General features: G+C 63.7%; 13 protein-coding genes. 7 read left to right on the forward strand and 6 right to left on the reverse strand.

Translation table 11 applies throughout. From position 1 onward, the window contains the following. Positions 1-6: 6 nt before the first annotated feature. Together RS897_RS18235 and RS897_RS18240 are read right to left on the reverse strand one after the other, a co-directional pair. Positions 7-987 carry an ABC transporter permease gene (locus RS897_RS18235; RefSeq protein WP_315837905.1) on the reverse strand — a complete coding sequence of 327 codons (981 nt, stop codon included), beginning with the start codon at positions 985-987 and terminating at the stop codon, positions 7-9. A gap of 158 nt (positions 988-1,145) precedes the next feature. Then, positions 1,146-2,744: an ABC transporter substrate-binding protein gene (locus RS897_RS18240; protein ID WP_315838678.1), complete on the reverse strand. Its 1,599-nt coding sequence runs from the start codon at positions 2,742-2,744 to the stop codon at positions 1,146-1,148. Positions 2,745-3,032: 288 nt separating this feature from the next. Here RS897_RS18240 and RS897_RS18245 point away from each other — a divergent pair, with 288 nt between their 5' ends. From RS897_RS18245 to RS897_RS18260, 4 genes are all read left to right on the forward strand, one after another. Then, complete coding sequence (locus tag RS897_RS18245) at positions 3,033-3,425, forward strand: hypothetical protein (RefSeq protein ID WP_315837906.1); 393 nt, start codon at positions 3,033-3,035, stop codon at positions 3,423-3,425. Beyond that, complete coding sequence (locus tag RS897_RS18250; RefSeq protein ID WP_315837907.1) at positions 3,422-4,420, forward strand: D-2-hydroxyacid dehydrogenase family protein; 999 nt, start codon at positions 3,422-3,424, stop codon at positions 4,418-4,420. Before RS897_RS18245 ends, RS897_RS18250 begins: the two co-directional genes overlap by 4 nt. A gap of 475 nt (positions 4,421-4,895) precedes the next feature. Beyond that, positions 4,896-5,354, forward strand: a complete 459-nt coding sequence (locus RS897_RS18255) for a hypothetical protein (protein ID WP_315837908.1) — start codon at positions 4,896-4,898, stop codon at positions 5,352-5,354. A gap of 156 nt (positions 5,355-5,510) precedes the next feature. Then, positions 5,511-6,287, forward strand: coding sequence for an esterase/lipase family protein (locus RS897_RS18260; protein ID WP_315837909.1), 777 nt, complete (start codon positions 5,511-5,513; stop codon positions 6,285-6,287). A gap of 240 nt (positions 6,288-6,527) precedes the next feature. On the opposite strand, the gene RS897_RS18265 is transcribed toward RS897_RS18260, so the two are convergent. Beyond that, positions 6,528-7,454, reverse strand: coding sequence for a LysR family transcriptional regulator (locus RS897_RS18265; protein WP_315837910.1), 927 nt, complete (start codon positions 7,452-7,454; stop codon positions 6,528-6,530). Positions 7,455-7,561: 107 nt separating this feature from the next. On the opposite strand from RS897_RS18265, the gene wrbA reads away from it, so the two are divergent. Together wrbA and RS897_RS18275 are read left to right on the forward strand one after the other, a co-directional pair. Next, on the forward strand, positions 7,562-8,170 hold the full coding sequence (gene wrbA, locus RS897_RS18270) for an NAD(P)H:quinone oxidoreductase (protein WP_315837911.1): 609 nt from the start codon (positions 7,562-7,564) through the stop codon (positions 8,168-8,170). 39 nt (positions 8,171-8,209) lie between these two features. Beyond that, positions 8,210-8,629, forward strand: coding sequence for a DoxX family protein (locus RS897_RS18275; protein ID WP_315837912.1), 420 nt, complete (start codon positions 8,210-8,212; stop codon positions 8,627-8,629). Positions 8,630-8,847: 218 nt separating this feature from the next. On the opposite strand, the gene ppa is transcribed toward RS897_RS18275, so the two are convergent. Together ppa and RS897_RS18285 are read right to left on the reverse strand one after the other, a co-directional pair. Continuing rightward, positions 8,848-9,378, reverse strand: a complete 531-nt coding sequence (gene ppa, locus RS897_RS18280; RefSeq protein ID WP_315837913.1) for an inorganic diphosphatase — start codon at positions 9,376-9,378, stop codon at positions 8,848-8,850. A gap of 145 nt (positions 9,379-9,523) precedes the next feature. Further along, positions 9,524-9,823: a putative quinol monooxygenase gene (locus tag RS897_RS18285; protein WP_315837914.1), complete on the reverse strand. Its 300-nt coding sequence runs from the start codon at positions 9,821-9,823 to the stop codon at positions 9,524-9,526. A gap of 321 nt (positions 9,824-10,144) precedes the next feature. Here RS897_RS18285 and RS897_RS18290 point away from each other — a divergent pair, with 321 nt between their 5' ends. Next, the gene (locus RS897_RS18290) at positions 10,145-10,375 is read left to right on the forward strand and encodes a DUF6489 family protein (RefSeq protein ID WP_315837915.1); all 231 of its coding nucleotides are present in this window, start codon (positions 10,145-10,147) and stop codon (positions 10,373-10,375) included. Between the two features lie 116 nt (positions 10,376-10,491). On the opposite strand, the gene RS897_RS18295 is transcribed toward RS897_RS18290, so the two are convergent. Further along, positions 10,492-14,046 (reverse strand): molybdopterin cofactor-binding domain-containing protein, encoded by a 3,555-nt coding sequence (locus tag RS897_RS18295; RefSeq protein ID WP_315837916.1) that lies wholly within the window; start codon positions 14,044-14,046, stop codon positions 10,492-10,494. Between the last annotated feature and the right edge of the window lies 1 nt (position 14,047).

The following is a 14,047-nucleotide window of genomic DNA, read 5'->3' on the forward strand; positions in this document are numbered from 1 at the left end:
CGCGCCTCACGCCGGTCCGCTGACGGTCGCCCGCAGCCGCGGATCGACGATCGTGTAGAGGATGTCGACCACCAGATTGATGGTGACGAAGATCAGCGACACCAAAAGCAGATAGGCCGCCATGATCGGGATATCGACATTCTGGATCGCCTGCACGAACAACAGACCCATGCCGGGCCATTGGAACACGGTTTCGGTGATGATGGCGAAGGCGATCACCGAGCCGAATTGCAGCCCGGCAACGGTGATGACAGGCACCAGGGTGTTGCGCAGCGCATGGCCGAAATGGATGGCGCGGGTGGTCAGTCCGCGGGCGCGGGCGAAGCGGATGTAGTCGGTGCGCAGCACCTCCAGCATCTCGGCCCGCACCAGCCGCATGATCAGCGTCATCTGGAACAGGCCGAGCGTGATCGACGGCATGATCAGCGCCTTCAGCCCGGAGAAGGTGAGCAGCCCGGTGCTCCAGAAACCGAGGCGCACGGTGTCGCCGCGTCCGTAGGACGGCAGCCAGCCCAGTGTCACCGAAAACAGATAGATCAGGAGAATGCCGATCAGGAAGGTCGGCAGCGAAATGCCGATCAGCGACACCGCCTGGAACAGTTTCGCGATCACCGAGTCGCGCCGCAGCGCGCAATAGACCCCGAGCAGGATGCCGAACACCATGGCGAGCACGGTGGCGCAGGTGGCGAGCTCCAGCGTTGCCGGCATCCGCTGGATCAGCAGATCGGAGACGGGTTGGCGGAACTGATAGGAGACGCCGAACTTGAACTGGGCCGCATTGGTGAAATAACGCGCGAACTGCACGATCACCGGATCGTCCAGGCCCAGCGACTGGCGGATCTGCGCCCGCTCTGCCGCGGGCGTGTCGATCGAGACCATCTGGTTCACGGGGTCGCCGGCGAAACGGAACATCGCAAAGGCGATGATGCCGACGGCGAACAGGACGCCCACGGCCTGGAATGCGCGGCGAAGCGTGAATGCGAGCATTTGGCCTCTTTACGCCGGTGGCGGCTGTAGCCCGGATGAGCGCAGCGATATCCGGGTTGATGACTGCGACCGATCCCGGATGTCGCTTCGCTCATCCGGGCTACGAAAGAAATGTCCCGGAGGTCTTGGACCACCGGGACAACAAACCTGCGAGAGTCTCAGTCCTTGGCGTCTTTGGTGGCCCAGTACAGCAGCACCTGATTGTCGGCGCGCTGGGTCAGCTTGACGTTTTTCGACACGCCCCAGGCCAGCGATTGCTGGTGCAGCGGGATGTAGCCGTAGTCGTCGATCACCAGCTGGAACGCCTGCTTGATCATCTGGTCACGCTTGGCGAGGTCGCTCTCGACCAGCACCTGGTCGGTCAGGGCGTCGACCTTCTTGTTGCAGTAGCCGCCGAGATTGGCTTCGCCGCGCGAGCTGCTGGCATCATCGCGGCAGCCCAGGATGTCATACATCACGTTGTGCGAATCCATCGTCGCCGGGGTCCAGCCGAGCAGGTACAGCGTGGCCTGATAACCGCCCTGCTTGAACACCTTGGCGAAATACAGCTGTTTCGGCTGTGCCAGCAGGTTCACCTTGATGCCGACCCGCGCGAGCATGCCGACCACGGCCTGGCAGATCGCTTCATCATTGACATAGCGGTCGTTGGGGCAGTCCATCCCGACCTCGAAGCCGTCGGGATAGCCGGCCTCGGCCAAGAGCTTCTTCGACTGCGCCGGGTCGAACCCCGGCCGGGTGAACTCCTTCGAGGGCTTGAACAGTTCCGGCGCGATCATCAGCGCGGAGGGCGTCGACAGGTTACGCATCACCCGCGTCTTGATCAGGTTGATGTCGATGGCCTTGAAGAAGGCTTCGCGCACCCGGATGTCCTTGAACGGGTTCTTGCCCTTGACGCTGGAACTCAGCAACTCGTCGCGAACCTGGTCCATGCCGAGGAAAATGGTGCGCAGCTCCGGCCCGATCAGAACGGTGGCGTTGGCGCTGTTCTTGATGCGCTCGATGTCCTGGATCGGCACCGGCTCGATCACATCCACCTCGCCCGACAGCAGCGCGGCGACCCGGGTGGCATCGGACTTGATCGAGGTGAACACGATTTCCTTGAGGTTATGTTCCGGCTTGCGCCACCAGTTCGGGTTCGGCTTGAACACCGTCTTCACGCCGGCCTGGTGGCTCTCGACCATGAAGGCGCCGGTGCCGTTAGCATTCAGCGCGGCATAGGTGGGAGAGGTGGCCGATGACGGCGTCGGCGCGATGGCGTTGTTGGCTTCGGCCCACTTCTTGCTCATGATGTACCAGACGTCCCAGGATGACGTCAGGATCGGGTTGGGCGTCGTCAGCACGAAATCGACGGTATAATCGTCGACCTTCACCACCTTGGTGCCGGCCGGAATGCGCGTCTGCATGTTGGATCCGGGCGCGCGCACGCGATCCGCAGAGAACACCACGTCGTCGGCGGTGAAGTCTTCGCCATTGTGGAACTTGACGCCCTTGCGCAAATGGAAGCGCCAGCGGGTCGGCTCCGGCGTCTCCCAGCTCTCGGCCAGTGCCGGGATGATCTGCAGGGTCTTGTCGCGCGCGACCAGCCCTTCGTAGATGTGGCCGATATGGGCGTGGGTGGTGGTTTCGTTCAGGGTGTAGGGATCGAGCGACTTGAGGTCGCCTTGGTTGGCGTAGCGCAGCGTCTGGGCGGACGCAGAGCCTGCGGCACATTGAAACGCGGCGACGGCGACAGCGAACGCGAAGGTACGAAACGGCATCATCCAACATCTCCGCTGAACGTACGAAGCAAAAACGACACATAGCCTCGGGTCGTACGCGGCCCAAGGTGGCGTAGCATGCCATCCATGTTGCCAGAGTTGTTGAGGCAAGCAAGCCGGATTTGGCGGCGGGCCGTGACCGTGTCTTGTGCAGCGCACTCATTCGCAAACGGCTAAATTCCAATGAATTTTGAAACGCTGTCGTAATGCACTGGACATACGTCAAGTTCATTGCCGTGGAGTGGCGGCAAGTACAGCGGCGTGCAAAAGCCAGCGCCGACGGTCAAGATGTTGATCGCGATGTCACTGCTGGTGCGCTCCCCGACATATCAAAAACGTCTGAATATCGACTGCGCGACGATATTGGTGCGGGCGTCCGCTCCTGATACCCAGGAGGACATGAGTGACACGCCACACGCCCTGATCCTGGATCTTCTGGAGTGGCTGGCAAAAGGCCCCAAGCCCTATGCCGAGGTGATGGACGCCTGGCGCACAAGCTGTCCGCGGCTGTCCATCTGGGAGGACGCGATCGAGCAGGGCCTGGTTCGGCGCCGACGGAATGAAGGCGAAGGACCATTGGTCGAGTTGACCGATGCTGGGCGGGCCGCGCTCCATCGTGGCCGGCCGGTTGATCGGCCGGACAAGGACATCGGCGCGGATCAGGGACGGGCGGGCGCATGAAGATCACGATTCTCGACGACTGGTTCGATACGCTGCGAACGCTACCCTGCTTCGGCAAGCTCGCCGGCCACGACGTCCAGATCTGGAACGATCACATCGATGACGTGGACGTGTTGGCCGATCGCCTGCGGCAGACCGAGGTTCTGGTTCTGATTCGCGAACGCACCGCGATCCGCGATGCACTCTTGCAGCGCCTGCCGCACCTGCGTCTGATCAGCCAGCGCAGTGTCTATCCGCATATCGATATCGACGCGTGCACCCGCTTGGGTGTGATCGTGTCGTCGAGCCAGCACGAGGGAACGCCATCCTACGCGGCCGCGGAATTGACTTGGGCCTTGATCCTGGCGTCGATGCGTGACCTGCCGCGACAGATGGCCGCGCTGAAAGCCGGTCAGTGGCAGGTCGGCGTCGGACACACCCTGCGGGGCCGGACACTTGGCATCTACGGTTATGGCCGGATCGGCCGTGCGGTCGCCGGATACGGCAAGGCGTTCGGCATGAATGTTCAGATTTGGGCCAGCGAGGCGTCACGCGCGCGTGCGCGTGCCGATGGAGAGGCCGTCGCCGACAGCAAGAGCGCGTTCTTTCAGACATGCGACGTGATCTCGCTCCACATGCGGCTATTCCCCGCCACGCGCGGCATTGTCACGGCAGACGATCTCGCGCAGATGAAATCGACCGCGCTCCTGGTCAACACCAGCCGCGCAGGTCTGGTCGCGCCGGGTGCGCTGGTCGCGGCATTGCGCGCGGGGCGTCCCGGTTCGGCGGCGATCGATGTGTTCGACAAGGAGCCGCTGCGCGATCCCGGCGATCCGCTGCTCAACATGCCGAATGTCGTCTGCACGCCGCATATCGGTTACGTGACGCACGAAGAGTATGAGATCCAGTTCACCGACATCTTCGATCAGGTCGTCGCCTATGTCGCGGGCGCTCCGATCAATGTGGTGAATCCCGAGGTGCTAACGCAGCCGGGGCTGGCGCCGCCGATCAGGTGATCGGGACGGGCGGATTCACTCTCATTTGTCGCTGGCATTCGCGGCCCCGCCATTCGGAGGAGCTTTCGTCCGGCTGTTCTGGCGTGCGCCGCCGGGGTAACCAACCTTCTGGTTGATCCGAAGCCTGCAGTGCAGGCGCTTCCCGTCCGGCAGAGGAGCCGCGCATGCCCCCCAAAACGCAGGCTGATGCTGATCCATGGGAGATGTCGCCGGATATTCCCAAAAGCCCGTCGAAAGTCCGTTAGGAACTGGAGACGTTTCTGTCCAAGGCTGACGTCGATCAGCTGATTCGTCCGACACCGGTGACCTACGGCAAGAATATCTTTGTCGCCTATCCGGGGTTTCTCGCCTGGCTGAATTCCATGATGACATTCGGCATCACGGAAATATCCGCGGCAAGGTCGAGCGCTACAAGCTGAAGAAGGCGGGCTACGAGAACCTCCTCATCAAACGACTGGATGACCTGAAGAAGTTCGTGACGCCAGGGATCGTGCTGGGCCAGACCGACCGTGCCAAGTATTTCGTCAGCTTCGCGCCCGAAACCTGGAACAAGCCATTCGACGGCAGCTCAGGTGCCGTTTACGATCTCGCATTGGCGACCTACAAGGGCGAACCCGTGCGCAACGGCGACGTGGTGATCGACGCGGCCGACGATTTCCTGGGCAGCAAGGACATCATTCCGGCTCGGCGTTATCTACCCGATCGTTTCAAGATGGCGGAACCCGGGGCGTTTCGCAACGTCGCAGCCATCCCCGCGATCAAGGCCGCGTTCAATCCGATCCGGCAATACAACGACGAACTAAGAAGAGCCAGGCCGAGGCGCCGGCCGAAGCGGCTCCGATCTGAGGAAACGAGACTGATTTTCACCCTGCCTGAGCGCAGCCAGGGCGCGGTCGCTTCACGTGCCTCTGGCGCGATTGTGAGCAACCTGTGACGCTTTTAGCGCAGATGCAGTGCAACAAAAGGCATCCAGATACCTTAATCGCTTCCTTATTCATCATCTGCTCATTTGACCAGATGTTTAATTTGTCCGGAATCATTGCCACATTCCTGTCGTGGCCTCGCTTGGCCAGTGCAGAAAGGAAGCCGGATGTCGATGGAAGCCCAGACGCTGCGTCCCCCCTCGCGACTGCTGTTGTTGCTCGAGGGCCGGGCGCTCCAGGAACTCGGCGCATTCTATGCGACGCTGCCGCTGCTCAATCTGACGGCGACCGGCGACGGCCATCCGGTGCTGGTGCTGCCCGGTCTCGTGACCAGCGACGTCTCGACCAAGCCGCTGCGCAGCTTTCTCGAAGGCCGCGGTTATGCGGTGAGCGGCTGGGGGCTGGGGCGCAACTACGGCCTGCGCGAGGGCGTGCAGGACGGCATGCTCGATCTGGTGCGCAAGATCACCGATGAGCAGGGACGCAAGCTCAGCATCGTCGGCTGGAGCCTCGGCGGTCTCTACGCCCGCCAGCTCGCCAAGCTGTTGCCCGATCATGTGCGATCGGTGATCACACTCGGCAGTCCGTTCGCGGCCAACCCGAAAGCCACCAACGCCTGGCGGGTCTATGAATTCGTCAGCGGCGAACGCGCCGACGACGCCCACACCCAATCCGGTTTCGGCGGCGCGCTGTCCGAGACGCCACCGGTGCCGACCACCGCGATCTTCAGCCGCACCGACGGCGTCTGCGCCTGGCAGGGCTGCATGGAAAAGCCGGGCAGCCACAGCGAGAACATCGAAGTCTATGGCAGCCATTGCGGCCTCGGACATCATCCCGCGGTGGTCTATGCCGTCGCCGACCGCCTGGCGCAGCCGGAAGGCGCCTGGCAGCCGTTCGACCGCAGCGGCTGGCGCAGCCTGGTGTTTCCGAATCCGAATAGGTGAGTGTGGTGGTGTCTGTTTTCTGACGCCCGTCTTCACTCACGATGTTGACGGATTTCGATCCGAAGCGTTTCTCCACTCTCTGTGTCGTCCCCCGGCTTGACCGGGGGACCCAGTAAACGCAGGCGCTACTTGGTGTGCACCGCGTTTACCCCATTGATACTGGGCGTACTGGATACCCGCGTTCGTTCGCGGGTATGACAGTGCGGAGTGAAACGATGCACCTCAAGCCCGAGCCGCCTTTCACGCCTCGCCCAGCACCTCTTGCAGCCGCGCAATCAGCCAGCTGGCCGCCGGTCCCGGCGGCGTGTCGGTGCGATGGATCGCCTGCAGCGGATAGATTGCGCTCGACCAGGTGTCGAGATCGAGCTCGGTCAGCCGGCCGGCTGCGATGTCGTCGCTCACCATCGCATCGGGCATGCTGCCCCATCCGACGCCGGCGAGCAGCAGTGCGTGCTTTGATCCCAGATCCGCCAGCCGCCAGGTGCGAACCGAGATCACGCCGAAGTCCTGCGACTTGGTCAGCTCCGAACGATCGGTCAGCACCAGCTGGATGTGTTTGCGCACGGCCGCCACCGTGGTGCGTCCGCGATGCTGGCTCAGGGGATGGGAGGGGGCGGCAACCGGAATTAATCGGATCGATCCGATGCGACGTCGCTCCAGAATGTCGGTATCGAGCAGCGCCGGCCCGCTCACGCCGACGGTCGCGGTCCGGTTCAGCAGCAGTTGCGTCACCGCGCCCAGCGCCTCGACATGCAGGCGCAGCGATACGGTGGGATAGGCCGCCTGAAATTCATCCAGCACCAGCACCAGTTTCGTTGTCGGCAGCATCACGTCCACCACCAGTGCGACTTCCGCTTCCAGCCCCGACATCAGTCCGCGGGCCTTTGCCAGCAGATCGCCGAGGCCCAATGAAATGCTGCGCGCGTCCGAGAGCACGGCGCGCCCGGCGTCGGTGAGCTGCGGCTTCTTCGTCGAGGCACGATCGAACAGTTCGAGCCCGAGCTGGGTTTCGAGATTGGCGACGGCGTAACTGATCACCGACGTCGCCCGCCCGAGTTTGCGCGCCGCGCCGGAAAAGCTGCCGGTCTCCACGATGCTCAGGAAGATCTGCAGCTGGTCCAGGGTCGGTGGCTTCGGATCGGGGGCTTTGGCGGGCTTTTTTGACATATCAAGATTCTCGAACGATTGGTTCGATATTATCCCACTTTTCAGAACTTGGGAACGGCTCCAGGTAGGAGGGGACAGCTCATCCACCTTCCCAAGGAAATACGACGATGTCTCAGCCCAAGGTTCTGATCGCTTTCTATTCCCGCTCCGGTGTCACCGAAGCCCTCGCCAAGGAGATTGCCGAGGGTGCCCGCGCCGCCGGCGCCGAGGTCCGCATTCGCCGCGCCCGTGAAATCGTCAGCCAGGAGGTCATCAATTCGGTGCCCGGCTGGGCCGAGCAGGCGGCGGCGCTGAACGCCAAATATGAGGCGCCGACCGAAGCCGACGCCGAATGGGCCGACGCCATCGTGTTCGGCACGCCCACGCGCTTCGGTTCGGTGTCGTCCGAACTGAAGGCCTATATCGACGGCCTCGGCGGCCTCTGGTTTCAGGGCAAGCTCAACGGCAAGGCCGGCTCGGTGTTCGGCTCGTCGTCGACCATGCACGGCGGCAACGAGTCCACGCTGATCTCGCTCTACAATCCGCTGGCCCATCTCGGGCTGATCATCGTGCCGCTCGGTTATGCCGACCCTGCGCTGTTCAAGGCGGGCTCGCCCTATGGCGCGACGTCGGTGTCGTTCAATCAAGCCACGCCGCCGACAGCAGACGATCTCGAAGTTGCCCGCTTCCAGGGCAAACGCGTCGCCACCATCGCCAAGGCCTTGAAGGCCGCGTGATTGCCTCGGCGCCAAATCATTTTTCGAAGGATAACCATCATGACTGCACAAGCACTCCAGGTCCGTGACACATCGGCCCTTGCCAGCTACGTCCCCGCGATCGGGCGGCTGCTCATCGCCGTGATTTTCCTGCTCAGCGGTGCCGGCAAGGTGTTCGCGCCCGGCGGCACGCAAGCCTATATCGCGGCGGCCGGCCTGCCGCTGCCGGTTGTGGCGTATCTGATCGCTGTCATCGTTGAAGTTGGTGGCGGCCTGCTGCTGGTGCTGGGATATCAGACCCGCGCGGCCGCAGCCGTGCTGATTGTATTCACCATCGCAACCGCACTCGGCTTCCACAATAACTTCGCCGAGCAGAACCAGATGATCCACTTTTTGAAGAACATCGCCATCGCCGGCGGCCTGCTGCAGGTCGTGGCGTTCGGCGCCGGCGGTTTCAGCCTCGACGCGCGGCGCAGCTGAGATCGATTAGTGATCGTTGAAGGCAACGCCACCCACCACTGTCATCACCGGGCTTGTCCCCAGCGACTTGGCTACGCCAAGTCGCAGTGATCCCGCTTAGGAGGGCACTGCGTCCCTAAGCGAGGTTGTTTCCGCGACTTCGGCGAAGCCGAAGCCGCGGAGGACAAGCCCGGCAACGACAAAAAAGAAGCAACGATAGAGAGAATAGCTGTCGGGGATTACTTCTTCCCCGCCCGCGTGATCGCCTCGACGATCAGCTTGCGCGCTTCGTCCGCATCGCCCCAGCCCAGCATCTTGACCCACTTGCCGGGCTCCAGGTCCTTGTAGTGCTCGAAGAAGTGCTGGATCTGCTCGCGGGTGATGGTCGGCAGGTCCAAGTAATTGTGGACGTTCTCATAGCGCTTGGTCAGCTTCGGGGTCGGCACTGCGATGATCTTCTCGTCGCCGCCGCCGTCGTCCTCCATCTTCAGCACGCCGATCGGGCGCACATTGATCACGGCGCCGGGCACGATCGGCCGGGTGTTGGCTACCAGCACGTCGATCGGGTCGCCGTCGTCGGACAGCGTGTGCGGCACGAAGCCGTAATTGCCGGGATAACGCATCGGCGTGTGCAGGAAGCGGTCCACCACCAGGGTGCCGGCGGCCTTGTCCAGCTCGTACTTGATCGGCTCACCGCCGATCGGCACCTCGACGATGACATTGACGTCGTCGGGCGGGTTCTTGCCGATGGCAATTGCGTCGATATTCATCACGGTCTCCTGCTCATGCTCAGGGAGGACGCGAATTCGCAACGGATTCGCGTCCAAAATCAGATAATCAGGCGTGTCTTCCCCAGGCGAACGGCGCGTCAGCGAGGGCCGGCCGGCAGTCTTTTGACGAACAGGAAGCCCATTTCTAGGTCATTTGCAACGGCTCGGCCTGATAAATCTCCAGTGTCGAGGGTTCCGCCAGCAGGCTACGCAGGGCCCGGACGAAATCGCGCGATTCCCGTTTCTGGAAATGCTGCGTCAGCGCCTCCCGGTCGGCCCAGCGCTCCACGAACACCAGCCGGTGCTCATCCTCGCAATCGATGTGGACCGCGTGCGACAGGCAGCCCGGCTCGGCGCGCGACCGCTCGACGTGTTCGAGGCTCAGCGCCAGGACCTCCTCGAACGTATCCTCCGATGCCAGCGCGCTGCCGGTGACGATGATCATGACGTCCTCCCTTGAGGGTAACGATTGGTCTGCTTGAATTTTTTCGGTCAATCAGATTAGCTGCCACGAGTGTGCTGAATGCGAAGTTCGTGCGATTTCGCGGCAGACGCTTTCACGAACTTCGCATTCATAAAGCACACTAGAATCATAAACCTGCTAGTGTCCTTGTCGAATCCGAAGTTCGCTCCGAAGGCGCGGTCGAGTGATGCGAACTTCGGATTCGGGACACTAGCGCCTGTTGCACAAAGCGGATCTCGGCTTTTGTGATCACAGTCGGCGCAAGGATCTGGGACATAGGGATCTGGGACAAAGGAACAGGCCATGAAGGTGACCGTCAATATCGACTGCACGCCGCTGGAAGCGCGGGAGTTCATGGGCCTGCCCAATGTCGCGCCGATGCAGGAGAGCGTGATGAAACAGCTCGAGGTGCAGATGATGGACAACATCACCAAGATGACGCCCGAGGCCATGCTGCGCAACTGGATGTCGTTCGCGCCGGAGCAGTTTCAGGATCTGTTCAAGATGACGTTCGGCGGCAGCAAGTCGAAGTAAACGGGAGCGATGATCCGTAGCCCGGATAAGCGCGCAGCGCGACATCCGAGGACGACAGTGCGTTTGGCCCCGGGGTCGCTGCGCTCGCCCGGGCTACAGGCTTCCTTCGCCAGTCTTCAATGCGCCTGCCGCAGCCGCGTCACTGTCGCCGCCACATCGCCCCAGGCGGGCTTGTCCGGCGCGAACTGTTTGCGCAGGAAGCTGACGAGTTCGGCCACTTGGTTGTCGCTCAGGTGTGATTTGAACGCCGGCATGTAGCCGAGATCGCTCGATACGGGGTCGGCGATGCCGTGCAGGATCACCTGGATCAGGTTGTCCGGCACCGCCGAATGCAGATTGCTGTTGAGCGCCAGCGACGGCCTTGCGCCGAACAGCGGCGGGCCGCCGATCTGGTGGCACACCGCGCAGGCGCCCTGGTAGATGCGTGCGCCGGTGGAGGCGCCGAGAAGGGCGGAGGCGGCGGTGATGGTTTCTAGCTGTGTCGCGTGTGTCTCCTGCATGGCGGGAGCGACGGCGGGGCTGTTGAACGACGCCAAATACACTGCCATCGCCCGGATGTCGGCGTCCGGCAGTGTGGTGAGCTCCTTCACCACCGGCGCCATCGGTCCGGCGGCGACGCCATGGAAGCGTGAGGCGCCGGTGCGCAGGTAAGCGAACAGCGCGTCCTCGCTCCAGGGGATCGGTGCCGTCGACAGCGACGTCAGCGCCGGCGCTTCCCAGCCATCGGCGAAACCGCCGGCGAGATAGGCACGCTGCCGCTCCGCGCCGAGCGCATTGCGCGGGGTGTGGCAGGCGCCGCAATGTCCCAGGCCCTCGACCAGATAGGCGCCGCGATTCCACTGTTCGGATTGGGCCGGGTTCGGCACGAACGTCGTGGTGTCGTGGAACAGCGCATTCCAGCCGGCGAGCAGCGGGCGGATGTTGAAAGGGAAGGCGAGCTTGGTCTTTGGATTGGGCGAGGTGACAGCCGGCTGCGCCATCAGGTAGGCGTACAGCGCCTGCAGGTCGGCATCGCTGGTCTTTGCGAAATGGGTGTAGGGAAACGCCGGGTAGAGCTGCCGGCCGTCGCGATGGATGCCTTCGCGCATGGCGCGCTCGAACGCGGGATACGACCACGCGCCGATGCCGGTCTCCACGTCCGGTGTGATGTTGGTGCTGTAGACAATGCCGAACGGCGTCTCCAGCGGACGGCCGCCGGCATTGATGACGCCGCCGATCGACGTGTGGCAGACCGCGCAGTCGCCCAGCGCCGCAAGCTGTTGTCCCCGCGCGATGGTGGCCGCCGAGAACACCGAGATATCGGGCCGCGCGATCGGTGCGATGGCGCGCGACGGCCAGATGGCGGCGCCGATACCGACCACCGCGGCGCAGAGCGCTGCGGCGCCGGCGACGAGGCCATAACGCGCGAACGGATTGCGCGGGCTTTTTTTGGGCGGCGCGAGGCGGGCCGGCGATACATCGGGCAATGCGCCTGATACGGTCTGCCGCTCGCCCTGCAATCCCGCCAGAATCCGTTCCGGCGTGAACGGCGGCTCGCGGAATCGCACGCCGGTGGCATCGAAGATGGCATTGGCGATCGCGGCCGCGCTTGGCACCGACGCGGATTCACCGACGCCGAGCGGCGGCTGGTCCTGGCGCGGCAGCATCAGCACGTCGATCTTGGGCACCTCGGGGAAGGTGATGATCGGGTAGGCGCCCCATTCCTTGCTGGCGACGCCGATCTGGTCGAACGCCACCTGTTCCTTCAGCGCGCGGCTGGTGGACTGGATCACATTGCCATGGATCTGGTGCCGCACGCCCTCCGGATTGATCATCAGTCCGGAGTCCTGGCCGGCCACCACGCGCACCACACTGACATCGCCGGTGGTTGTGTTGACGGCGACATCGGCGATCCACGCCGACCACGCCGCGCCATACCCCGGAAACTTGCTGTGCACATAAAGCGCGTAGGCGAAGCCGCGGCCACGCACCACATCGCCCTCGGCGTCCTTTGGTGTCCATTCGGGCCGCGGTGTCCAGTTGCCGCGCTCGGCCACCGCCTTGACCAGATCGACCGCGCGCGGGTCCTTCAGATAGCGCAGGCGGTATTCGATCGGATCGACCTTCGCTTCCGTGGCGAGTTCGTCGATATAGGACTCGTGCGCAAACGTGTTGGGCAGCGCCGAGACGCCGCGCAGCCAGGCGGCGCGCACGATCGGCGGCATGTCGTGGGCCACCACGCGCATGTGCTCGTAGTCATAGGGCGGGATCGCGGTGCGATCGCCCATCTGCAGCACCGTGGGGATCGGCGCGATGGTGCCGGTCAGGATCAGCGCCAGTGTCGGTGCGGCATTGGACGGATAGCGGGTGACGAAATCATAACCGGCGGCGCCGCCGTCGGCGTTGAGTCCGCCATTGACGTCCATCAACTGTGCGGTGCCCTTCGGCTCCCACAAATGCTCCTGCTCGCGGGTGAGCTGCACCCGCACGGGACGGCCGACCGCGCGCGACAGCAGCACCGCGTCGGCGCAGACGTCGTCGGCGCAGTTGCGGCCGTAACAGCCGGCGGCTTCCATCCGGATCATGTCGATCTGGTCTTCCGGCATCGCGAGGAGATGCGCGAGATCGGCACGCAGCAGATGCGGGTTCTGGGTGCCCGACCACACCCGCACCGCGCCGTCGCGATAATCCGCGACCGAACACGAGGGACCAATCGAGCCGTGCATGTGATAGGGCCACACATAGGTGCGGCGCATCGGTTTCTCGGCACCGGCGATCGCGGTGTCGACATCGCCCTTGTCGATCAGCGTGCGCGGGGTCGAGGGATGGGCGCGCAGCGCGGTCTCGATCTCCCTGATGTCGGGGATCGTCGGCGTCGGCTTCCATGTCACCTTGAGCTGCTCGGCCGCCTTGATGGCGTTTTCCTCGCGCTCGGCGACCACGCCCAGGAAGTCCGCGATCCGCACGACGGCGACAATGCCGGGGATGTGGCTGATGGAGGTCTCGTCGATCGCCAGCAGGCTGGTGCCGATGAAGGGGCCGGCGTCGACCCCGGCATAGGGCGGGCGCACCACCCGGCCATGCAGCATGCCGGGCACGCGGACGTCATGCACATAGACCCATTCACCGGTAGCCTTGGCGGGAATGTCCACCCGCGGCGCCGATTGGCCGACAATGCTGTAGGCCTCGACCGGCTTCACGGCCACGGCGTCGGCGAGCTCCAGGCGAATGGTGTCGCCTGCGATCAGCTCGCCATAACCGATGCTGTTGTTGTGGCCGCGGACCAGTCCGTCCTCGACGGTCAGTTCGCTGGCCGGCAGTTCGAACCTCTCGGCCGCGCGCGCCACCAGGAAGTGTCGCGCCTGCGCCGCGGCCTTGCGCAGCGGGACGGCTGTGATCTGGATGGTTTCGCTGGCGATGGTCGCGCCTTGATTCGGCACGCGCGCGGTGTCGCCGAGCACCATGGTGACGCGCTCGAGCGCCACGTCCAGCTCTTCGGCCACGATCTGCGCCAATGATGTGCGGATGCCGGTGCCGAGATCGACATGGCCATTGAAGGCGCTGATAGCGCCGTCGGCCGTGATCAAGATGAAGGTCTCGGCGACTCCCGTCGCGCTGGTGCGGACGATCGTGAGCGATCCAGCCTGTGCCGGCGTGCTGTCGGTTGTCGCGTGATTGGAGTCCTGCGCCATT

This window comes from Bradyrhizobium prioriisuperbiae (assembly GCF_032397745.1).
Classification (GTDB): domain Bacteria; phylum Pseudomonadota; class Alphaproteobacteria; order Rhizobiales; family Xanthobacteraceae; genus Bradyrhizobium_A; species Bradyrhizobium_A prioriisuperbiae.

Bases quoted from the DNA above. Each gene is read 5' to 3' on its own strand.
- RS897_RS18235 (WP_315837905.1), bottom strand. From the start codon at position 987: ATGCTCGCATTCACGCTTCGCCGCGCATTCCAGGCCGTGGGCGTCCTG.
- RS897_RS18240 (WP_315838678.1), bottom strand. From the start codon at position 2,744: ATGCCGTTTCGTACCTTCGCGTTCGCTGTCGCCGTCGCCGCGTTTCAA.
- RS897_RS18245 (WP_315837906.1), top strand. From the start codon at position 3,033: ATGTTGATCGCGATGTCACTGCTGGTGCGCTCCCCGACATATCAAAAA.
- RS897_RS18250 (WP_315837907.1), top strand. From the start codon at position 3,422: ATGAAGATCACGATTCTCGACGACTGGTTCGATACGCTGCGAACGCTA.
- RS897_RS18260 (WP_315837909.1), top strand. From the start codon at position 5,511: ATGTCGATGGAAGCCCAGACGCTGCGTCCCCCCTCGCGACTGCTGTTG.
- RS897_RS18265 (WP_315837910.1), bottom strand. From the start codon at position 7,454: ATGTCAAAAAAGCCCGCCAAAGCCCCCGATCCGAAGCCACCGACCCTG.
- wrbA (WP_315837911.1), top strand. From the start codon at position 7,562: ATGTCTCAGCCCAAGGTTCTGATCGCTTTCTATTCCCGCTCCGGTGTC.
- RS897_RS18275 (WP_315837912.1), top strand. From the start codon at position 8,210: ATGACTGCACAAGCACTCCAGGTCCGTGACACATCGGCCCTTGCCAGC.
- ppa (WP_315837913.1), bottom strand. From the start codon at position 9,378: ATGAATATCGACGCAATTGCCATCGGCAAGAACCCGCCCGACGACGTC.
- RS897_RS18285 (WP_315837914.1), bottom strand. From the start codon at position 9,823: ATGATCATCGTCACCGGCAGCGCGCTGGCATCGGAGGATACGTTCGAG.
- RS897_RS18290 (WP_315837915.1), top strand. From the start codon at position 10,145: ATGAAGGTGACCGTCAATATCGACTGCACGCCGCTGGAAGCGCGGGAG.
- RS897_RS18295 (WP_315837916.1), bottom strand. From the start codon at position 14,046: ATGGCGCAGGACTCCAATCACGCGACAACCGACAGCACGCCGGCACAG.